General features: G+C 62.2%; 29 protein-coding genes and 1 tRNA gene. 16 read left to right on the plus strand and 14 right to left on the minus strand.

Annotated features, from left to right (window positions below):
• The first annotated feature begins 167 nt into the window (after positions 1-167).
• From MU449_RS06410 to MU449_RS06430, 5 genes are all read left to right on the plus strand, one after another.
• Positions 168-797, plus strand: a complete 630-nt coding sequence (locus MU449_RS06410) for an ATP-dependent Clp protease proteolytic subunit (RefSeq protein ID WP_244737174.1) — start codon at positions 168-170, stop codon at positions 795-797.
• Positions 798-899: 102 nt separating this feature from the next.
• Positions 900-2,159 (plus strand): ATP-dependent Clp protease ATP-binding subunit ClpX, encoded by a 1,260-nt coding sequence (clpX, locus tag MU449_RS06415; RefSeq protein ID WP_244737176.1) that lies wholly within the window; start codon positions 900-902, stop codon positions 2,157-2,159.
• A 73-nt stretch (positions 2,160-2,232) separates the two neighbouring features.
• Positions 2,233-2,610, plus strand: coding sequence for an NADH:ubiquinone oxidoreductase subunit NDUFA12 (locus MU449_RS06420; protein ID WP_244737177.1), 378 nt, complete (start codon positions 2,233-2,235; stop codon positions 2,608-2,610).
• Positions 2,607-3,101, plus strand: coding sequence for an outer membrane lipid asymmetry maintenance protein MlaD (gene mlaD, locus MU449_RS06425; RefSeq protein WP_244737178.1), 495 nt, complete (start codon positions 2,607-2,609; stop codon positions 3,099-3,101). Before MU449_RS06420 ends, mlaD begins: the two co-directional genes overlap by 4 nt.
• Entirely contained in the window at positions 3,098-3,460 is a 363-nt protein-coding gene (locus MU449_RS06430; protein WP_244737179.1) for a DUF2155 domain-containing protein, read from the plus strand. The genes mlaD and MU449_RS06430 overlap by 4 nt, the downstream gene beginning before the upstream one ends.
• Here the strand turns inward: MU449_RS06430 and aat are convergent.
• From aat to accB, 3 genes are read right to left on the minus strand one after another with little or no spacing between them, the layout of a single operon-like run.
• Positions 3,427-4,071, minus strand: coding sequence for a leucyl/phenylalanyl-tRNA--protein transferase (aat, locus tag MU449_RS06435; RefSeq protein ID WP_244737180.1), 645 nt, complete (start codon positions 4,069-4,071; stop codon positions 3,427-3,429). The genes MU449_RS06430 and aat overlap by 34 nt on opposite strands.
• Complete coding sequence (gene accC, locus MU449_RS06440) at positions 4,071-5,420, minus strand: acetyl-CoA carboxylase biotin carboxylase subunit (protein ID WP_244737181.1); 1,350 nt, start codon at positions 5,418-5,420, stop codon at positions 4,071-4,073. The genes aat and accC overlap by 1 nt, the downstream gene beginning before the upstream one ends.
• A 7-nt stretch (positions 5,421-5,427) precedes the next feature.
• Complete coding sequence (gene accB / locus MU449_RS06445; RefSeq protein WP_244737182.1) at positions 5,428-5,919, minus strand: acetyl-CoA carboxylase biotin carboxyl carrier protein; 492 nt, start codon at positions 5,917-5,919, stop codon at positions 5,428-5,430.
• A gap of 174 nt (positions 5,920-6,093) precedes the next feature.
• On the opposite strand from accB, the gene MU449_RS06450 reads away from it, so the two are divergent.
• Both MU449_RS06450 and MU449_RS06455 read left to right on the plus strand, forming a co-directional pair.
• Positions 6,094-6,630, plus strand: a complete 537-nt coding sequence (locus tag MU449_RS06450; RefSeq protein ID WP_244737183.1) for a DedA family protein — start codon at positions 6,094-6,096, stop codon at positions 6,628-6,630.
• A gap of 51 nt (positions 6,631-6,681) precedes the next feature.
• Entirely contained in the window at positions 6,682-7,689 is a 1,008-nt protein-coding gene (locus MU449_RS06455) for an LLM class flavin-dependent oxidoreductase (RefSeq protein ID WP_244737185.1), read from the plus strand.
• A gap of 4 nt (positions 7,690-7,693) precedes the next feature.
• Here the strand turns inward: MU449_RS06455 and MU449_RS06460 are convergent, their stop codons facing one another.
• Entirely contained in the window at positions 7,694-9,271 is a 1,578-nt protein-coding gene (locus tag MU449_RS06460; RefSeq protein WP_244737186.1) for an OpgD/OpgG family glucan biosynthesis protein, read from the minus strand.
• Between the two features lie 175 nt (positions 9,272-9,446).
• On the opposite strand from MU449_RS06460, the gene MU449_RS06465 reads away from it, so the two are divergent.
• Complete coding sequence (locus MU449_RS06465; RefSeq protein ID WP_244737187.1) at positions 9,447-10,301, plus strand: FliM/FliN family flagellar motor switch protein; 855 nt, start codon at positions 9,447-9,449, stop codon at positions 10,299-10,301.
• Here MU449_RS06465 and MU449_RS06470 read toward each other — a convergent pair whose 3' ends face one another.
• A complete protein-coding gene (locus MU449_RS06470) occupies positions 10,302-10,727 on the minus strand; it encodes a protein tyrosine phosphatase family protein (protein WP_244737188.1) in 426 nt (141 codons plus the stop codon).
• 63 nt (positions 10,728-10,790) lie between these two features.
• On the minus strand, positions 10,791-11,006 hold the full coding sequence (locus tag MU449_RS06475) for a hypothetical protein (RefSeq protein WP_244737189.1): 216 nt from the start codon (positions 11,004-11,006) through the stop codon (positions 10,791-10,793).
• Between the two features lie 77 nt (positions 11,007-11,083).
• Here MU449_RS06475 and MU449_RS06480 point away from each other — a divergent pair, with 77 nt between their 5' ends.
• Together MU449_RS06480 and MU449_RS06485 are read left to right on the plus strand one after the other, a co-directional pair.
• Positions 11,084-11,674: a malonic semialdehyde reductase gene (locus MU449_RS06480; RefSeq protein ID WP_244737190.1), complete on the plus strand. Its 591-nt coding sequence runs from the start codon at positions 11,084-11,086 to the stop codon at positions 11,672-11,674.
• Positions 11,675-11,686: 12 nt separating this feature from the next.
• The gene (locus tag MU449_RS06485; protein ID WP_244737191.1) at positions 11,687-11,941 is read left to right on the plus strand and encodes a DUF2312 domain-containing protein; all 255 of its coding nucleotides are present in this window, start codon (positions 11,687-11,689) and stop codon (positions 11,939-11,941) included.
• Between the two features lie 3 nt (positions 11,942-11,944).
• On the opposite strand, the gene MU449_RS06490 is transcribed toward MU449_RS06485, so the two are convergent.
• Positions 11,945-12,730, minus strand: a complete 786-nt coding sequence (locus tag MU449_RS06490) for a hypothetical protein (protein WP_244737193.1) — start codon at positions 12,728-12,730, stop codon at positions 11,945-11,947.
• A gap of 190 nt (positions 12,731-12,920) precedes the next feature.
• Between MU449_RS06490 and MU449_RS06495 the strand changes: the two genes are divergently transcribed.
• Positions 12,921-12,996: transfer RNA gene (locus MU449_RS06495), tRNA-Thr, on the plus strand.
• Positions 12,997-13,059: 63 nt separating this feature from the next.
• Here MU449_RS06495 and MU449_RS06500 read toward each other — a convergent pair.
• The 7 genes from MU449_RS06500 to MU449_RS06530 all read right to left on the minus strand — a co-directional run bounded on the left by MU449_RS06500 (position 13,060) and on the right by MU449_RS06530 (position 16,912).
• The gene (locus MU449_RS06500) at positions 13,060-14,121 is read right to left on the minus strand and encodes a site-specific integrase (RefSeq protein WP_244737194.1); all 1,062 of its coding nucleotides are present in this window, start codon (positions 14,119-14,121) and stop codon (positions 13,060-13,062) included.
• 214 nt (positions 14,122-14,335) lie between these two features.
• Positions 14,336-14,968 (minus strand): hypothetical protein, encoded by a 633-nt coding sequence (locus tag MU449_RS06505; RefSeq protein WP_244737195.1) that lies wholly within the window; start codon positions 14,966-14,968, stop codon positions 14,336-14,338.
• Positions 14,965-15,417: a hypothetical protein gene (locus MU449_RS06510; RefSeq protein WP_244737196.1), complete on the minus strand. Its 453-nt coding sequence runs from the start codon at positions 15,415-15,417 to the stop codon at positions 14,965-14,967. Before MU449_RS06510 ends, MU449_RS06505 begins: the two co-directional genes overlap by 4 nt.
• On the minus strand, positions 15,414-15,773 hold the full coding sequence (locus MU449_RS06515; RefSeq protein ID WP_244737197.1) for a hypothetical protein: 360 nt from the start codon (positions 15,771-15,773) through the stop codon (positions 15,414-15,416). The genes MU449_RS06510 and MU449_RS06515 overlap by 4 nt, the downstream gene beginning before the upstream one ends.
• A gap of 92 nt (positions 15,774-15,865) precedes the next feature.
• The gene (locus MU449_RS06520; protein WP_244737198.1) at positions 15,866-16,120 is read right to left on the minus strand and encodes a hypothetical protein; all 255 of its coding nucleotides are present in this window, start codon (positions 16,118-16,120) and stop codon (positions 15,866-15,868) included.
• A 2-nt stretch (positions 16,121-16,122) separates the two neighbouring features.
• Complete coding sequence (locus tag MU449_RS06525; protein ID WP_244737199.1) at positions 16,123-16,368, minus strand: hypothetical protein; 246 nt, start codon at positions 16,366-16,368, stop codon at positions 16,123-16,125.
• A gap of 283 nt (positions 16,369-16,651) precedes the next feature.
• On the minus strand, positions 16,652-16,912 hold the full coding sequence (locus tag MU449_RS06530; RefSeq protein ID WP_244737200.1) for a helix-turn-helix domain-containing protein: 261 nt from the start codon (positions 16,910-16,912) through the stop codon (positions 16,652-16,654).
• A gap of 377 nt (positions 16,913-17,289) precedes the next feature.
• On the opposite strand from MU449_RS06530, the gene MU449_RS06535 reads away from it, so the two are divergent.
• The 5 genes from MU449_RS06535 (at position 17,290) to MU449_RS06555 (ending at position 19,472) form a co-directional block, all read left to right on the plus strand.
• On the plus strand, positions 17,290-17,706 hold the full coding sequence (locus tag MU449_RS06535) for a hypothetical protein (RefSeq protein ID WP_244737201.1): 417 nt from the start codon (positions 17,290-17,292) through the stop codon (positions 17,704-17,706).
• Complete coding sequence (locus MU449_RS06540; protein WP_244737202.1) at positions 17,703-17,963, plus strand: hypothetical protein; 261 nt, start codon at positions 17,703-17,705, stop codon at positions 17,961-17,963. The genes MU449_RS06535 and MU449_RS06540 overlap by 4 nt, the downstream gene beginning before the upstream one ends.
• A gap of 62 nt (positions 17,964-18,025) precedes the next feature.
• Positions 18,026-18,370: a hypothetical protein gene (locus tag MU449_RS06545; protein WP_244737203.1), complete on the plus strand. Its 345-nt coding sequence runs from the start codon at positions 18,026-18,028 to the stop codon at positions 18,368-18,370.
• On the plus strand, positions 18,367-18,852 hold the full coding sequence (locus MU449_RS06550; RefSeq protein ID WP_244737204.1) for a YfbR-like 5'-deoxynucleotidase: 486 nt from the start codon (positions 18,367-18,369) through the stop codon (positions 18,850-18,852). Before MU449_RS06545 ends, MU449_RS06550 begins: the two co-directional genes overlap by 4 nt.
• On the plus strand, positions 18,849-19,472 hold the full coding sequence (locus tag MU449_RS06555; RefSeq protein ID WP_244737205.1) for a hypothetical protein: 624 nt from the start codon (positions 18,849-18,851) through the stop codon (positions 19,470-19,472). The genes MU449_RS06550 and MU449_RS06555 overlap by 4 nt, the downstream gene beginning before the upstream one ends.
• The last annotated feature ends 94 nt before the right edge of the window (positions 19,473-19,566 follow it).

A 19,566-nucleotide genomic window follows, 5' to 3' on the forward strand; every position in this document is an offset into this window, starting at 1 on the left:
GCGGGGGATTCTGGTCCGTTCGCCCATCGCCACGCCGGTTTCTCTCGTTCATTTGGCGACATGCGTCGGGGCCTTTCGGGTGGGGTGCCCTTGCGGGCGGTGGATGGCATGACTAAGACTTGTGCTGAAGCTCCGGCATGGTTCCGGCAGGAATAAGGGACAGGCGAATGAAAGACCCGATCGACACTTACATGAACATGCTGGTCCCGATGGTGGTCGAACAGACCAGCCGGGGCGAGCGGGCCTATGACATCTTCTCGCGCATGTTGAAGGAGCGGATCATCTTTCTGTCCGGTCCGGTTCATGACGGCATGTCCAGCCTGATCTGCGCGCAACTCCTTTTCCTTGAGGCGGAAAACCCCTCCAAGGAAATCAGCATGTATATCAACAGCCCCGGCGGCGTCGTGACCTCCGGCCTGTCGATCTACGACACGATGCAATACATCAAGCCGAAGGTTTCGACCCTTGTGATCGGGCAGGCGGCATCGATGGGCAGCCTGCTTCTGACCGCAGGAGAAAAGGGCATGCGGTTCAGCCTGCCCAACAGCCGGGTCATGGTGCACCAACCCTCGGGCGGTTATCAGGGGCAGGCCACGGATATCATGATCCATGCGCGTGAGACCGAGAAACTGAAGCGTCGTTTGAACGAAATCTACGTCCGTCATACGGGCAACGATTACGAGACTGTCGAGGCCGCGTTGGAGCGTGACAATTTCATGTCGGCCGAAGACGCGAAGGCCTGGGGCCTGATCGACGAGATCGTGGAAAACCGCGGCAAGGTCGACGCCACCGTCTGACTTCCGTCGAATTTGCGATTGTGAAGGCCGGGGGACTGGCCTACATTCTACACCCAATGCCCGGTCCGGACGTGTCGGGCCGGCGCTATCCAGAGGACGACCATGGCCAACACCACCGGCGGCGACAGCAAGAACACCCTTTATTGCTCGTTCTGCGGCAAGAGCCAGCACGAGGTGCGCAAACTGATCGCCGGGCCGACCGTTTTCATCTGCGACGAATGCGTTGAACTGTGCATGGACATCATCCGCGAGGAGACGAAGGCCAGTGGCCTGAAATCGACCGGCGGCGTGCCGACACCGTTGGAAATCTGCAAGGTTCTGGACGATTATGTCATCGGTCAGATCCATGCCAAACGCGTTCTGTCGGTTGCGGTTCACAACCATTACAAGCGGCTGAACCACTCGTCGAAGACCGATATCGAACTGTCGAAGTCGAACATCCTGCTGATCGGCCCCACGGGCTGCGGCAAGACGCTGCTTGCGCAGACCTTGGCCCGCATTCTGGACGTGCCCTTCACCATGGCGGACGCCACCACCCTGACCGAGGCGGGGTATGTGGGCGAGGATGTTGAAAACATCATTCTGAAGTTGCTTCAGGCGTCCGAATACAATGTCGAGCGCGCGCAGCGCGGCATCGTCTATATCGACGAGGTCGACAAGATCACGCGCAAGTCGGACAACCCGTCGATCACCCGCGACGTCTCGGGCGAGGGGGTGCAGCAGGCGCTGTTGAAGATCATGGAAGGAACCGTGGCATCGGTTCCGCCCCAGGGTGGGCGCAAGCATCCGCAGCAGGAATTCCTGCAGGTGGATACGACGAACATCCTGTTCATCTGCGGCGGGGCGTTTGCCGGTCTGGATCGGATCATTGCCCAACGCGGCAAGGGGTCGGGCATCGGCTTTGGCGCTGACGTGAAGGATCCCGACGCGCGGGGCGTGGGGGAGCTGTTCGCCCAGTTGGAGCCTGAGGATCTGCTGAAATTCGGCCTTATCCCGGAATTCGTCGGACGTCTGCCCGTGATCGCCACCCTGAACGATCTGGACGAACCGGCGCTGATCACCATTTTGACGGAGCCGAAGAACGCATTGGTCAAGCAGTATCAGCGTCTGTTCGATATCGAGGGCACGCAGCTGACCTTCACCGACGACGCGCTGAGCGCGATCGCCAAGCGCGCGATCAAGCGCAAGACCGGCGCGCGTGGTCTTCGTTCCATCATGGAGGACATCCTGCTGGACACCATGTTCGACCTTCCCGGCCTGTCGAATGTGGGTGAGGTTGTGGTGAATGAAGACGCGGTGACCAAGGGCACGAAGCCGTTGATCGTGCATACCGAAAAGAAAGAGCCGGCCTCGGCAGGATAAGTCACGTTTCGGTGGCGGGGCTGTCCCCGCCATCCGTATCATGCCATAGACATGGCAACTGGCGGAGGGGCCGATGCTGAAAACTCTGATGCGCGTCTTGACCTGGTGGAATGGTCAGACGATCAACACCCAGTTCTGGACATGGCGGTTCGGCCAGAAGGTGGGCGAAGACAGCCAGGGCAACGTCTTTTATCAAACCAAGGACGGCAAGCGGCGTTGGGTGATCTATAACGGGGAAGCCGAGGCAAGCCGTGTGGACGCGGCTTGGCATGGCTGGCTGCACCACACGTTCGCGGCCCCCCCCACCGTTGCGCCGTTTGTTCGACGGGAATGGGAAAAGCCGCATCAGGAAAACCTGACCGGAACGCCGGCAGCTTACGCGCCCGCCGGATCCCTTCGGCGCGAAGCTCCGGCGCCGCGTCGCGATTACGAAGCATGGCAGCCTGAATGACTTACAACACCGCAGAAGTATTTGTCGGCGGCGCGGTTCTGGCCGCCGCTGTCGGGTTCATCGTCTATGCCGGGCAGATTGCCGGATTGGGCGGCACGGGGTCCAGCTATCCCCTGCACGGAAGTTTCCGAACCGCCGACGGGATTGGGGTCGGAACCGACGTGCGGCTGGCGGGCGTGCGGATTGGCACCGTCACGGATATATCGCTGAACCCGCAGACATTTTTCGCCGATGCCACCATCAGCGTGCCCGACCATATCCAAGTGCCCACGGACTCCTCCCTTTTGATTTCTTCCGAAGGGTTGCTGGGTGGAAACTTCGTTGAAATTCAGCCTGGCGGGGCCTTGGAAAACCTCGCCCCGGGCGAGGAGATTGAAGACACGCAAGGATCGGTAAGCCTGATCTCGCTCCTCATGGCGTTTGTGGGCAATCGTGGAAGTGATGACAATACGGCGCAGAGTGCGCCGTCGGTGGATACTGCATTGCCATGAAGCTGGCCGTCCCCTTTGTCTGTGCCATGATGGTGGCGGGGGCCGCTTGGGGGCAGGCCTCTGGTGCGGTGTCAACCACGGGCGGGCAGCTGCGGTGGATCGACAAGGTCACTGGCGCGACCGATGACGTGAACCTGTCCCGCGGACAATCGGTCACCTTCGGTTTCCTGACCTTGCAGATGGATGACTGCCGTGCACCGGCCAACGATCCGACATCGGATGCGTTCGCGCATCTGACGATAAACGACACCCGCACATCGGTGCCGGTGTTTTCGGGGTGGATGATCGCGTCCAGCCCGGCTATATCGGCGTTGGAGCATCCTCGCTATGACGTGTGGGTTCTGTCCTGCACGAACTGATCCGCGACCTGCGCCCGCGTGGGCGCATATTCGCTTGGGGCAAACACTCCGTTCCCCCGGATCGCCGCCTCCAGCCGTTGCACATACTCCATTTTGGGGATTTCGACGCCCCCCAGAGTTTGCAGATGGGGGGTCAGAAATTGTGTGTCGAACAGGGTGAAGCGCCCCGCGCGCAAGCGATGAACCAGCCAGGCCAAAGCGATCTTCGACGCGTCCCGCTCCCGCGAGAACATGCTCTCTCCGAAGAACGCTGTTCCCAGTGCGAGGCCGTAAACCCCGCCAATCATGATGCCATTGCGCCATACCTCGATCGAATGGGCGTGGCCATGGCGGTGGAGGTCGTTGAAAACGTCAAGAATGGCGGGGTTGATCCAGGTTTCCGGTCGGTCCGCACAGGCCAACACGGTTTCTGCAAAATCCGTGTCCACACGAATGTCGTAATCCGACCGTAGAAGAGCTCGGCGCAAGGATCGGGAAATGTGAAACCTGTCCAACGGAAAAATCCCCCGCAGGGGGGGATCGATCCAGTGCAGGGTCTCACTCTCGCGGCTTTCGGCCATCGGGAAAAGCCCGATGGCATAGGCGCGCAAGAGGAGATCGGTCGTCAGCATTATTTGCCGAACGTGGCCTCCAGCCATTTTTCAAGCCAGTGGATGTTGTAATCCCCCGATTGGATATCGGGGTTTTCCAGCAGGGCATGGAACAGCGGGACCGTCGTGTCCACACCATCGACGATCAATTCGCCCAAAGCGCGGTTCAGGCGCGCCAACGCCTCATCCCGATCCCGCCCATGCACGATCAGCTTGCCGATGAGGCTGTCGTAATAGGGGGGGATCGAATACCCGCTGTAGAGTGCGGAATCCATGCGGACCCCCAACCCACCCGGCGCGTGGTAGACGTTCACACGGCCCGGGCACGGCGCGAAGTTCGGAAGGCGTTCGGCGTTGATCCGCACTTCGATCGCGTGGCCGTTGATGACCAGCTCGTCCTGCGTAAACGACAGCGGCAGACCGGAGGCCACGCGGATCTGCTCGCGCACCAGATCGATGCCATAGATCGCCTCGGTGACCGGATGTTCGACCTGAAGGCGGGTGTTCATCTCAATGAAATAGAACTCGCCATCTTCATACAGGAATTCGATCGTGCCTGCGCCGATGTACTTGATCGCGGCCACGGCGTCGGCGCAGATCTTGCCGATCTTGGCGCGCAGTTCCGGGGTGATGCAGGGGCCGGGAGCTTCCTCGAACACCTTCTGGTGGCGGCGTTGAAGCGAACAGTCGCGTTCACCCAAATGAACCGCATTGCCCTTGCCGTCACCGAAAACCTGAATCTCGATATGGCGCGGTTTTTGAAGGTATTTCTCAATATAGACTTCGTCGTTGCCGAAAGCGACCTTGGCTTCGGAACGGGCGGTGCGGAAGGCGACCTCAAGCTCGGCAGGGGTGCGGGCCACTTTCATGCCGCGCCCGCCGCCACCGGCAGTCGCCTTGATGATTACCGGAAAGCCGATCGCTTCCGCAACGCCGATCGCCGTCTCGTAATCCGGCACGCCGCCGTCGGATCCGGGAACCACCGGAATGCCCAGGGCTTTCGCGGTTTCCTTGGCGGTGATCTTGTCGCCCATGATGCGGATATGTTCCGCCGTCGGGCCGATAAAGGTGATGCCGTGGTCCGCCAGCGCCTGCGCGAACCCTTCGTTTTCCGAAAGAAAGCCGTAACCGGGGTGAACCGCCTCGGCCCCCGAAATCTCGCAAGCCGAGATGATCGCCGCCTTTTTCAGATAGCTTTCCGACGACGGCGCCGGGCCGATGCAGACGGATTCGTCGGCCATGCGCACATGCATCGCATCGCTGTCGGCGGTCGAATGCACAGCCACCGAGGTGATGCCCATCTCGCGGCAGGCGCGGATGACGCGCAGGGCGATTTCGCCGCGGTTGGCGATCAGGATTTTGGAAAACATCCGTGCCTCACTCGACGATCATCAGGGGCGCGCCGAACTCCACCGGGGTGCCGTCGGCCACGACGATGCGCTTGACCGTGCCGGCCTTGGGCGCGGGAATGTGGTTCATTGTCTTCATCGCCTCGATGATCATGAGGGTCTGACCTTCGGACACGGTCGCCCCGACCGTCACGAAGGGGGCGGCGCCCGGTTCGGCGGCCAGATAGGCGGTGCCGACCATGGGCGAGGTCACGGCACCCGGATGCTGGGCGGGATCGTCCGACGGCGTGGAGGCGGCGGTCGGGGCGGGGGCGGACACGGGCGCCGGGGCGGCCATGGCGGGCATCGACGGCGCGGCGGCCGTCGTCACGACATTCACCTGCTTCACGACGCGCACATCCAGACTGTCGTCCTCGCCATATTCACGCTTGACCGACAGTTCGGTAAGTTCGTTGGCGTTCAGCAGTTCGGCAAGGGCCTGAATGAAAGCGACGTCGTTTTCGGAAGAATGTTTGCTCATACCATCCTCGGGGATCCGGCCGTTCGGCCTTGTTGCAGGGTCTTGCACGTCCAGCGCGCATCATGCGGCCTTATACGCGACGAATATCCATAGGGAAAGCGCTCAAATCCCTGTCTTGCAGGACCGGGATGCGCAGGATACCCACGGTGGCATCAGGCCGACGCGGAGCGAGCGATGGAACAGATGATCGACAGCGTGATCGGCTTCGTCGAAGCGCACAGCGCATGGGCGTTCTGGATCGCCCTGTTTTTTGCCTTGGCCGAAACGATGCCCGTGATCTCGATCCTGATACCCTCCACCGCCATCCTTGTGGGGGTGGGGGCCTTGGCCGCCACGGGCGGGGTGGATCTGTTTCCAATATGGGCCGGCGGATCGATCGGCGCCGTTCTGGGGTCCACCGTCAGCTGGTGGCTGGGGCGGCGGTACGGTCTGTGGATCCTGTCCCAATGGCCGATGTCGCGCGATCCGCTGATGGCCGAGCGCGGGCGCGCGGCCTTTGCCAAATGGGGCGGGTCGGCGCTGTTGATCGGTCATTTTTTCGGCCCCCTGCGGGCGGTTGTCTTTCTGCTGGCGGGCATTTCGCGCATGCCGTTTCTTCGGTTTTCCGGATGGAATTTCGTCGGCTCGCTTGCCTGGGCCTTCGTCATCCCGAAATCGGGAGAGATCGGGGGCAACGTTCTGGGCTGGCTCTGGTCGCATATCGTCGGCTGACACTTTAACCGAACGTTCGACCGCCTATATGGGGGGAAAGAGGACGTTCCCATGCAGAAATATTCGATACTCGACCTGTCGCCGGTGCCCGAAGGGTCCACGACGGCGGACGCGTTGCAAAGCACGCTGGATCTGGCCCGCCATGCCGAGGCCTTGGGCTATCACCGCTTTTGGCTGGCAGAGCATCACAACATGCCGGGGATCGCGTCCGCGGCGACCTCCGTCGTCATCGGGCATGTCGCGGCGAGCACGTCGCGCATCCGATTGGGGGCAGGTGGGATCATGCTGCCGAACCATACGCCCCTGATGATCGCCGAACAGTTCGGAACGCTGGCGACACTTTATCCCAACCGGATCGATTTGGGGGTGGGGCGTGCGCCGGGCACGGATATGCAGACGGCGCGCGCGCTGCGCCGTAATATGGATGCCGGGGACAATTTTCCGCAAGATGTCGTCGAGCTGATCAATTATTTCGACGATGCGGCCCTGGATGCGACCGTCCAGGCCATTCCGGGAACCGGAACCCGTGTGCCCGTATGGATTCTCGGCTCGAGCCTTTATGGCGCGCAGTTGGCGGCCTACTTGGGTCTTCCCTATGCCTTCGCCTCGCATTTCGCCCCGGCGGCGCTGGAGGCGGCGGCCGAAACCTATCGCCAGACCTTCCAGCCGTCCCGCTTCCTCGACACACCCTATTTCATGATGGCGGCGGGCGTGTTTGCCGCCGACACGGCGGAGGAGGCGGAGTTCGTCAAATCCTCACAACTGCAGGCCTTTGCCAACCTGCGTCTTGGCCGACCCGGCAAGTTGCCGCGTCCGGTGCGGGATGTGGAGGCGGTGGTGCCCGCCCCTTATCTTGCCAGCGCGCGCGAGGCCTTGTCGGTTTCGGCCACAGGCACCCCAGATACCGTCCGGGACGAGCTGCGCGCGCTGGTCGACCGGTATCAACCGGACGAGATGATCGTGACGAGCATGATCCACGACCCCACTGCCCGCAAACACAGCTTTACCCTTGCCGCGGAGGCGCTGCGCAACCTGTGCGCCTCGCCCGCCTTGGCATGAGAGGTCATTCGCCCCGAAGATAGGCGATCTGGGCCGGATGGATCTGGCCCAACCACGTTTCGGTCAGCGGCTCGCCCGAGGGGGAGGCGAGATAGGCCCGGACGTCGAGGGTCTGGGCATCCGACCGCACATCGAAGGTCATCCGGAACGTTCCGTCCTTGCCCACCACGGGAATGGCACCGGGGTCGATCGCCTCGGTGCCCTCGGGCAGGTCGATGTGGAACTCCACATCCTCGGACGTCAGCCCTTTGAGGATGTCGCCCGTGAATTCCACCTGCACCTTGATCTGATTCTTCGGACGCTCATTCCCCGGATATCCGCCTTCGCCGATGCGGGTCGCGGTGGTGCGGGCGACCGTGTAGGGGATCGGCGCGTCCTTTCCCCAATGCATGGTATAGTTGAAGTCCATCTCCTGCCCCGCCGCCGGTTTCTGCGCGGGGTTCCAGAAGGCGACGATGTTGTCGTAAACCTCGTCATCGGTGGGCAGTTCGACCAGGGTCACGGCCCCGTCGCCCCAATCCGAGGTCGGCTCGATCCAGACCGAGGGACGGCGATCGTAGAAGATGCCATCGTCCTGATAGTTTTCGAAATTGCGGTCGCGCTGCATCAGGCCGAACCCGCGCGGGTTACTGTCGGCAAAGCTGGATGTGACGACGCGGTCGGGGTTGTTCAGCGGACGCCAGATTTCCTCGCCCCTGCCGGTCAGCATCAGAAGACCGTCGGTGTCATGCACCTCTGGCCGCCAGTCCGACGCGGCGAAACGGTTGCTTTCCGAAAACCAGAACATCGACGTCAAGGGCGCGACACCCAGCCGCTCCACGCCGTCGCGGAAGAACAGGCGGGTTTGCACGTCGATGATCTGACCCAGACCGTTCTGGTTCGACATCCGCATGCGATAGGCGCCGGCGACGCTGGGGCTGTCCAGCAGGGCATAGACGACGACATCCGCCGTTGGGTCCTGCGGCTCCTCCAGATAGAATTCGGTGAACCGCGGAAACTCCTCGGGCTGGGACAGGCCGGTGTTTATCGCAAGGCCTCGGGCCGATTGACCGTATTGGCGGGCAAACCCGTCCGTGCGGAAATAGGACCCGCCGAGAAACGAGATCCAGTCCGTCTTCAGGTCCCGGCGCATGATGCGAAAGCCGGCAAAGCCCATGTCGTCGCCCAGTTCGCGGGCCGGGCTGTCATCGGGCATCTTGAAATAGTCGCGGTGATAAGTGAATTCGCGCGCCTGCCCATTATCGACGCCGAAGATGCGGACGGGTTGGCGGAAATAGGTGCCGAGATGGAAGAACTGAACCGGTGCCTCGCCCACATCGACCGTCTGGTCATTGTCGAAGAGAATCTTCCAATGGGCCGTGAAATCAATCTTTTCCAGAATGTCGGGGTGGTGGATCGGCGCCTCGACATAAGGGCGGGTGGACAGATCGCGCGCGCGGTCGGCCAGAATGTCGAAGCTGAACGGCGCCTCCTCTCCGAACCGGGTTTCGGACGTGGCGGGCACGACCGGGGCGGTCTGGGCATGGGCGAGAGGGGCCAAGAAGGCAAGGCTCAGGGCCGTGGCGGAGAAAAGCCGGGACATGGAAACGGACAAAGCAGACCTCACAATGGATCAGGACGCGATCAGGTGCTTGAGAAACGCCCCCTTGCGCAAGGGGCGATGTGTCGCGACAGGTCAGATGCGGCAATAATCTGCGCGGTTTAAGCCCCTGTTAGGGAGTTTTGTGGAAAACGGGGGCAATGGCATGGGGGCGCAGGTGGCACGACTGAAACTGGGAACCGCACGATCCGACCTTGCCGGGGCCGATACGGAATGGCCCCGGGCGCTGACCCGCGCGGCGCGCGACGTCCTGGGGCTTGAGGCGGTGGTTTCGGGGACGCCCTCTGCCGCCGGGCCGGTGGAAGACCTTCGCAAGACCGTCGCCGAAGGGGCCTTGGTGCTGCCCCTCGCGCGCGAGGATGGGGCGGTGGGGGCGGCGGTCATCGGCGCTGGATTGGCGCAGGGGGTGGTGGAGTGGCAGTTGTCGGGTCGCATCACCGCGACGCAGGCCGCACGGACCCCGACGCGCACGGATGCCATGTTGCTTCAACCCTGGCTCGACCACACCCTCGCCTTGGCGGAGGAAGGTCTGGCGCAGGATGACGATCTTGCCACGCTGGAGGGGTTTCGCGTTGGCGCGGGCTTGGGCCGTCTGGCCGCGCTGTCGGGGGATTATCGCCAAGTGGGCGGGAGCGTGGGGCTTGGCGGTGGCCTGCGGACGGGGGACGTTCTTCTTTTCCTTCCCTCCCGCATGTCCGCGAGCGTTCGATCCGATCGTGATCGGCGGTTCAGCCATGACCTGCGCCAACAGGTCCTGTCGACGGAAGCCGTGATGCAGGCGGTTTTGTGTCGTATGACCCTGCCGCTGGCCACGGTCATGGCCCTGCGCGAAGGCGCGACCCTGCCGCTGGCGGGGGCCACCGTGCAGGATCTGGCGATCGAGGGGACGCGTGGCGCGTCCTTGGCGCGGGGACGTTTGGGGCAGCACCGGGGGATGCGCGCCGTGCGGGTGACACCCGCTGCGGAGGAGGCGGCACCCGGCAACGTGGTCACCTTGCGGGATGCCTCCTGATCAGACGTCGTGCAGGCGTTCCAGCATCGGGCGCAGATGATCCAGCTGATAGCCGTGACGTGCGGGCAGGGCGATCAACTCCTCCACCGGCAGGTAGCGGGCATTGGCCAGCGCCCAAACCACCGAACTGCGCGTGCCCGACGCGCAATAGGCAAAGACCGGGCCCGTTGCCTCCGTCATTGCCTTGCGCTGCGCCTCGACGTTGTCCATCGTCATCTGGCCGCCGATCACCGGGTTCGCGACAAACGTCAGGCCCGCATCCTCGACAGCTTGCCGCATGGCATCGGTTTGAAGATCTTGGGTGATTTCGCCGTCGGGCCTGTTGTCGATCACGGTCGTATATCCCGCGTCGCGGATCGCCGTCACATCCTCGGGCCGGATTTGCGGCGATACGGCATAGGTGTCGGTGATGGGTCGAATGTCCATGACAGGCTCCTCCGGTCGGGTTGGACCGAGCGTAGCGGGGCAGCCGGACGGGCGCAATGGCCGTCAGGACAGGATGAGGCCGAAGATCACCAGCATCAAGCCCAAGGCCGACACGCCCAGCGCGACGGTGTTCAGAATCGTGAGCTTCTGGAACCGGGCCTGAAGGGCAGCATCGTCCAGCCCCTCATTCCGGGTGCGCAGCGCAAGCTGGATGCATCGGACCAGTCCCAAGATACCGGCAAGACACAGCGCGGCCCCGCCATAGACCAGCCACCCCATTCCACGCCCCCTTCCAATTTGGTGCGACAGGGCGTAACCCGTCCGCAGCCCACAGGCAAGCCGACGGAGGGATCATCATGGCCACACTGACACCGGAGGCGCAGGACATCCTGTTCCGCACCGCCCGCACCCATAACGGATGGCAGAACGATCCTGTGACGGACGACCTGCTGCGACAGGTGATCGAGCTTGCGTCGAACGGCCCCACGGCCTTCAACCAGCAGCCCCTGCGCGTGATCTTCGTGCGTTCGGCCGAGGGGAAGGAAAAGCTGCGGCCCGGCCTGATGGGTGGAAACGTGGACAAGACGATGGCGGCCCCCGTGACCGCGATCCTGTGCTATGACCTTGGCTTCTGGAAGCACATGGCCGACGCGGCGCCGGGGTTCGACGCGGCGGGTATGTTTGGAAACGCGCCCGACATGGCCCACGACAGCGCCCTGCAGAACGGGGCGCTTCAGGCGGGGTATTTCATACTCGCGGCGCGCGCTTTGGGGCTGGATTGCGGGCCAATGTCGGGCATCTTCAAAGACAAGATCGCCGAAGCGTTTCTGGCCGACCACCCGGATTGGGAGGTGGGAATGCTGATCAACCTCGGGTATGGCGATCCGACGGCCCTGCGTCCGCAGCGCCCGCGCCATGCACCTGAATTCACCGCAAAGACAGTATGATACGGAACGAACATGAGTGACCCCCTCGACAGCTATAACGTCACGGCCGATGAACTGCGCCAGTTCATCGAACGGTTCGAGCAGTTGGAGTCCGAGAAAAAGGACGTGAACGAACAGCAAAAGGAGTTGATGGCCGAAGCCAAGGGCCGCGGTTACGACACCAAGGTGATGAAGAAGGTCATTGCCCTTCGCCGCCGCAAACCGGACGAGATTGCCGAGGAAGAGGCGATCATGGACATGTACAAGGCCGCCCTGGGTATGCAGTGACCGTCAGGGGGTCAGGAATGTGACCCCCGGCATGGCCGCGATGCGGCCCAGATCCTGTTCGTAAAGTTCGCCCATGCGGTCAACCATGCCCTGATCCCAGGCGGGCATGTCGAACTCCGCCTCGACCATGTCGGGGCGGATGAATCGCGCAACATGGTCCGCGATCACGGCGCGACGGTCCGCCGGACCTTCCGCCAGCGCCGAACGAAGTCGGTGAAGGCCGTCTTCGTCCATCAGCCGCGCCAGAAGATCGTCCCAGCCGGTCAGTGCCGTGCCATCCTCGATCCCGGTCATCGCGGCCAGGATGTCGGGCGTCAGACAAGGGGCATCCTCGTCGCACCAGACCGTCAGACGCAGATTGGAGTTGCGGGCCACCATGTCGCCGATCATGTCCGACCAACGCAGCCCCAAAAGGTCGGTATTGCCGACGAATGTCGCGTAATCCTTGCCATGCTGCTTGGCCAGCAGGTCCGGCAGGAACAGCGCGGGGTTGCGGATGGACAGGAAGAACTCGACCTCATGTGCGGCGAAGATGTGTATCAGGCCGCGCACCCGTTCGGCCGCCGCGGGATAAAGCCTTTCGCGCAGCGCCCATTGCGGAAAGGACAGGAAGCTGTCCCATGCAAGAACCATACGCTCCGGCAGGTCGCCGTCATCGACGATCTGTTCCAGCACCATATCCTGCGTCGCCTGAGAGGCTGTCTGTCCTTGCAACGCCCCCGTCGTGTCCCGCAGCAGCGCGCGGTACGTATCGGGATCCGGGACGACGACATCGTGATTGTCCAGCATCTCTGCGTTCCGACGAAGACATCGGATGAGACGTTCCTCGTCCGTGCAGTGAACCCCGATGTGAATGCTGATCTTCATGGCGTCGCTCTCAGTCATGATGTCGGGTATACCTTCGGTGCAGGCGCTCGGGAACCAAAATCTGATATCCTCTCTTGCCAAGGAAATTTGCATTATCTACACAACGCCCAGTGCCTCTATAGCTCAGCTGGTAGAGCGGCTGATTTGTAATCAGCGGGTCGGCGGTTCGAGTCCGTCTGGGGGCACCATTACACCTTACATCGGTATGTTTAATTGGCCCAAGTGCCCCATATTTTCGGGCCGTGGGGCACTTACCAATTTATGCGGTCCAGCGCCGCCATCGCATCGAGCGCCAGAACGCGCCGTTTGGCCCCCCTCGTGTAGATCGCCGTCGTGTTTGGATTCGTGTGCGCAAGCACCGACATGATCTGATGATCCGAGCATCCGACTTCGGCCAGCAGCTCTGCCAAGGCTTTCCGCAGGCCGTGGGACGAACGCTCGACAAGGCCCGCAGCATCACACCAGCGGCGGACCCGCTGCCTTAGGCTTTCTACGGTGCCGAATGGCCTGCCGCGCTCCGACAGAAGGTAAGTTTCACCTTGCACCACCATGTTGCGGACCGCGCGTTGCAGGGGAGGGGCCATCGGCAGGGTGACCGGTGCCGAGCCTTTCTTCCCAGGTTGCCACTCCAGCCATGTAATGCCATCGCGCTGGACCTCGTGGCCGCGTCCGAGAATTCGGGCATCGCCAATACGGCAGCCTGTCATCATCAGCAGGGTAAGCCATAGGTGCGGCATGGTGCCGGCGGGATGCGTTTCTCGAAACGCCTTCAAATCCGACGCGGTCCAGGGTTTCGTTCCGCCGGCACTGATATGGATCTTCCGAATTCCCTTTGCCGGGTTCGTCTCGACGCCATAGGTGTCGCGGCGTTCGATTGCGAACTCATACATCGCGCGGACAGCCTTCATCGTATTGTCAGCTTCCGCAGGGGTGCGGATCATGTGATCCCTTACCTGCACGAACGCCGCTTGCGGCATGTCGAGATGCAGATCCCCGTAGGGTGTGCCGTCCCGATCCGGGATGTCGCATAGACGCGTGAGCTGGCTCCGCCGCTGACGCAATGTGCTCGCTGATTTCAGTTTCGCATCGACCTCCGCCGATAGGTTCATCAGATATGCATCAACCAGCCAGCGCAGAGAGTGCGCCGGGACCGAGGGCTTCACTTCCGGCGTCCATTTCCCACCTGCGCGCGCGGCGTAATAGTGTTCAATAAAGTCGGGATGATCGGGACCGACTGGAATGGTGATCTTGATCGCTTTGCGCCCTTCAACGCGCACCCTGTGACGGATATTGCCGGAGGGCAGGCGCTCCATGAACCACCCGTCGAACCTGTGTTTCATATCAGCTATCCCGCCCATCGTTTAAGATCTGTAGACACTGCCGGTGCGGGCTTCACGTCCGCAACGGTCCTGATGATACGAATGGTGCCATCGGAAAGAATTTCGACAGTGCCAACCTCGACCCCTGCTTCTTTTGCGGCCTCGATCGCGCGTACCACGCTGGCTTTAGTGAAGGCTGCGCGCCCCATCATCCCACCTCCATCGTGTAATCCGTCGCCCGCTCCAGCCGCTTCCGGCAGGGGGCGATCCAGTCGTATTGCGTTCGGTCGGTCCAGCCGGGTGTCCAGACAATCCAGCTGTAGGCCGTGGCGCTGGTAATCTTCGCGTCCAACCGCCCCTTCACCATCACCACCCGTTCGGTGAACTGTAGAATGGCACGGGGCCGGTAGGGGCCGAATAGGTAGCGGTGCCGCCCCATCCCCTCGGTAAAGGCGCTGCGGACGATCAGGGCGCAGCCCTTGCAGCTCGTCTCGATCGCACGGAGTGCGAAGTCCTCGCCCAAGCGGAAGGGCGGATTGGTGATTGTCCAGTCCACCATGGGCGGGGGGAGCATTTCCAGATAGGCCCGAACGGGATAGCCCGCGCCGTAGTCGTGAACGTCCGACGCTTCGACCTGTTTAAAGTATTCCCGGAGAGGTCGAACCATGTGCCCGCGATTGGCGGCCGGCTCGCGCACCTCGTCCGCCCGTTCAGCCAGCCCCTCGGCAAAAAGCCATTCGCACAGGGCGCGCGTGGCCCATGGGGGCGTGGGATAGTCGTCCAGGCTGTGATGCGGCTCCACCCGGCGCTGCATGACGGCGGTGCTGGTGTTTTGGGTCATACAGCCGCCTGCAACTTTGTAAAATTATGGTGAATTCCTGTGATCAGACCACGGAACAACATCCGTTTTGTCGCGTTTGGTGGGCATCGGATCATCCTGATCTGAGCAATATTGATGGCGTGGTATGTGGAAAATGGCTCTATGATCCCGTCTGGCTGGCAGGAGTTCATCCTAGGTGATGCGTTGCACGTCAACATCCTCATTGTTTTAAACGCTGTCGCATCGGCCGTTTTCGTCTGGAAAATGTCGGGCTGGAAAATCGCATTTCCGAAGTTCAGTAGGGCTGTTATTCGTATGCCGAAAGCAATTTTGGCCATGCGCCATAGGTCAGATCGGCGATCTGCTTGATAAGCTTTGGGGGTGCGCCACCCCAAAGTATCCATGCGCATCGCTGGATTAGTTATGCCGTATGCGGATCCCGTGTGCGGCTTTTTCATGACGGCCATCATTGGATGCGTCCTCCGAAGGTCAGGAAATGCTTGGTGGCGTCGGGCGCGATCGACAGGCTGCCGATGATGGCGATCGCGGCGAAGAAGATGGTGGCGATGGCGATGACGGCGGCCCATCCATACGGCCCTCCCGGTTCCAGCCGTTTGGGCGGATCGTCTGGCGTGATCTGCGCCATGTCAGGGCGAATAGAGGGCGCGCTGCCGCCGACCTCGCGGATCAGGAAGCGGTCCAAGGTATGGGTGCTGTGCGACAGGATCTCGACCGCCGCCTTCCGTTCCGCATCCGTGGTGACACGGCTGTAGAGCGTAGAGCGGGCCATATCCGTTTCGGACTGTGTGGGGGTGGGCGCGGTCATGGCGATCCTCGGGGAAAAGGCCCCCGCCCGAAGGCGAGGGCGTTTGAGGTCAGAGCAGTTGCGGGATCGTCCCCCTCCCGCCGGGGATGGGATCAGGCCAGCGCGGCCATGATGTCGTCGGGGGCGCCGTCCTCGATGTCGGACAGGTCATGGTCCTGCGTGTCGCTGCGCAGGCGGCGAGACCAGCCGCGCTTGTTGCAGGTGTTGCGGACGGCAATCAGCTTGAGGTCCAGCGCCTCGGCCAGTTCGCGCAGGGTCAGGTCCCAGTCGCGGGCGGTGGCGTAGGACCAGATGCAGAAGGCTTGCGCCTCGCGCCGGACGGCATCGGAGATGTGGCGGCGGGTCATGCTCACATCCCCCGATAAAGTTCGGCCTGATCCAGCGTGTGGAGCAGGATGGCGGCGGTGCGTTCAAGCGCGCAGCCGCCCAGCACCCCCGCTACGGCGACGGCGGCGAGGATCAGGGCGGTGCGGAGTAAGGTGGGCAGGCTGCGGATCAGCGCCTCACGCCGGATGCGGCGGGCGTTAATCAGGGACTGCGGGGCGCGCAGGGCCGTGGATACGGCGGGGCGCGGGTGGTCGGGGATGTTGAACAAGGGTCTGTCTCCATCGGGGTTCGATGGACGTCACAGAACTACGCATTATGCGTATTGTCAACGATAAAAGTACGCATATTGCGTATAGTTAGAAAATGTAGAACGTGGCGATGTTCAGAATTGACGACCGGTAATGAGTTTGTTTAGCGTGAACCAAATAAGAACGAACAGGCGGAGTTATGGAGATCGACGAGGATGCAGCGTTGCTTTGCGAGATGAAGAGAGCGCGCGCTGAGACCGGGCTCCCTCTCGATTTTTGGGCGGATTTAACCGATGGCTTGCCTTATAGCTTGGCTGCAATCTTATGCGGAAGATCGTCGGTCTTTCCGAAGTACATGAACTCTAGCGTTAAGCCATAGGCCTTACGAAGCTTTTTCGCAGCGTCCAGTGACAAGTCACGCGAAGCGTTTTCGAATGGGCCATATGTCTGCTGTGTGAGACCTGCCTTTTCGGCAAATGTCTTCTTGTCGAGGTCCATGATCGCCCTCACTCGCGCCAGCCGAGCGGCGACCGCTTCCCGTTGGTCCCCCATATCTTCCAGCATTTGCCTTGCCCCGTATAATAATGGGCAATCATAACTACGCATATTGCGTCTCGCACTGAGTGATTGGCTTATTGACAACGTTACGCAATATGCGTAGCGCTGTGGTATGGAACGTATATTCAGCATCTGGCCTACTCTGGTTGACCTGGCGAGGGACATAGACCGACCGTATCCCACGGTCGCCTCTTGGAAGCAGCGAGGCTCAATTCCGCCACGGTATGATCGTTACCTCATTCAAGCGGCCGCGAAACGCGGGGCCGTATTAACTTTTGAAGACCTCGCAGTCGCGCGCGAAGCCGGTTTCATGATTGAAGACCAGCCTTCCAACGATGGATATGCGCCCGCCGCCAACCCCCAACAAGAAAACGAGGTTTCCCGTGCCGGATGAACGCATGATCCTGTCGGCCTTCATGTCGAAGCTGATCGCGAAGGTCGGCGGGTACGAGGCAGCCTGTGCGGTGCTGGAGGCGCGGTGGGGTCATCCCGTCTCCAAGGGCACGTTGACGAAGAAGAAGGCCGGCCAATTGGACTGGTCGGTCACCGACGTGATCGCGCTCCAAGAGGCGGCGGGGGAGCGTCCGGTGTTCGCCTGGTTGTCCTCGCTGGATGATGACCCGGAAGTCTTGGCCTGCCATATCGTGGGCGCGGCGGACCTGTCGAAGGAATACGGCGAGGCGATGAATGCCGTCCTGACCGCGCATACCGCTGCGGAGAGGGCGCGGGCGATTAAGGAGCTTCATGACGTGCGCGAGACGGCAGACAGGCTGATCGACACGCTGGAGGCGCGGGAATGAGCCAGAAATACACTCGCGTCTATGCTCTCGGCCAAGCCGAATGGGTGGCCGTCTGCGCCGAAATCGATCGCCTTGCCGCGCGCCTGCCGGATGGGCGGTCGCGGGTGGTCGCATTCCAGGCGGCTGCGCAGGCGGCGTCGGATCGGGATGGATATTTGACAGAACGTGTGGAGGTGCATGGCGGCATGGCGGTGACCATCGCGGTGCCCGGGCCGCTGACGCTGGCATTCGTGGCCGAGTTGGAGGGCGGGCTTTGACCGGGGTCCGGTATCAGACGCTGTCCGTCGCCACTTTGCGGCAAGCCTGGATGGACGAATCCATGTCCGTTGCAGAAGCTGCGGCCTCAATTGGGATCACACGCGCGGCGCTTCTCGACCGCGCCCGGCGTCGCGGGTTTCCAAAGCGTAAGACCGGTCGCTGTTTCTGCGTCCCCGTGGTCAAATTCTCGGCCATGTGGGATGCGGGCGTTCAGCCCTCGCAGTTGCGCGCGCGCTATGGGACACCGTTTTTATCCACTCTAACCGAAACCGCACGGCGGCTTGGCCTGCGGAAGTTCGCGCGGGGTGGGAAGCGCATCACCATCGATGATTACTTCCAGATTAAGCTCGGTCGCGAAATGGCGGAATGCGCCGTTCGGGAACGGGCCATGGCGAGGTCGGCATGAGCCTTCATTCCATTCTCCGCTCCGGCTATGTCCGCCGGTTTCACGCGAACCCCAATCTGGCGCATGTGGGCGATACGGTCGCGCATCATCACGCCCTGGTGGCGCAGATCATTTTCGCCGCGCATCCCGCGCCATCGATCGATCTGATCCGCGCGGCGCTGCATCACGACTGTGGTGAGATGATGGTGGGTGATCTGCCAGGGCCGTTTAAAGACGCGGCCCCGGCGCTCGCCCGCCAGCATGAGGCGTGGGAGCAGGACGCATTGGAGGGGATGGGGCTGCGCTGGACGCTGTCGTCCAAGGAGCGGGCGTGGCTGGCCTTTGCCGATCGGCTGGCGGCGTTCGTCCATGTGCAGCACGTCGCCCCGCATGTGCTCATGGGCGACGGCTGGCCGGAAGCCCGCACGCGATTGGCGGAGCGAGCGGAAATGCTCGGTTGGGGTGCCGTGCGAACGCTGGTCAATTTGCGGGTGATGGGATGACCAGCGCCGTCCGCAGTTTCCAGCCCGTCGACACCAGCGAGCTATTCCAGTATCCGATCCCGGCGACGGAACGGCTCGACAGCCATTTTTTCATGACGTGGCATTACAAGCGCTGGATGGACAGCGACTTCCGCAGCCTTGCCGATCGCGAGGTGCGGGCGGTCGCGTTCGATCTGTTCTGCGTGGCGCAGGGGCAGGCGCCCGTCGGCACTTTGCCCACGGATGACCGTATCCTCGCGCAGCTGGTCGACGTGCCGCTGGACGTGTGGCGGGGCCTGTGCGAGCGCACGGTCGGGCCGCTCTACAATTGGAAAAGGTGCCAGTGCGACAACGGCAAGGTGCGTCTGTATCACCCTGTCGCGCTGGAGATGGTCGCGGGCGCGGTGAACCTGCGCGAGGCCCATATGGACAAGCGCGCGGGAGATCGTGAGCGCAAGCGGCTGGAGGCGTTGCCCGCGCAGATGGTCCGGGCCGGTGCCAGCAAGGGCATGGCGGAAGACACCCTCTATGTCATCCGCCTCGATCAGTTCCTGCTGGAGCATTTTGCCGAGAAGCAGCGCCGCCCGAACGTCGTTCGCGAGGCGCTGGAAATGATGGCGATGCAGGTGGTTCCGGCATGACGGTTTTCCTCCGCGTTTCCTCCGTTGGAAAGAACTGGAAATTCCCCGGAAGGAAACCGGAAGGAATTTGGAAGGATTGCGCCGATCCGCGCGC

The sequence above is a fragment of the Falsirhodobacter halotolerans genome (assembly GCF_022899245.1).
Taxonomy (GTDB): domain Bacteria; phylum Pseudomonadota; class Alphaproteobacteria; order Rhodobacterales; family Rhodobacteraceae; genus Falsirhodobacter; species Falsirhodobacter halotolerans.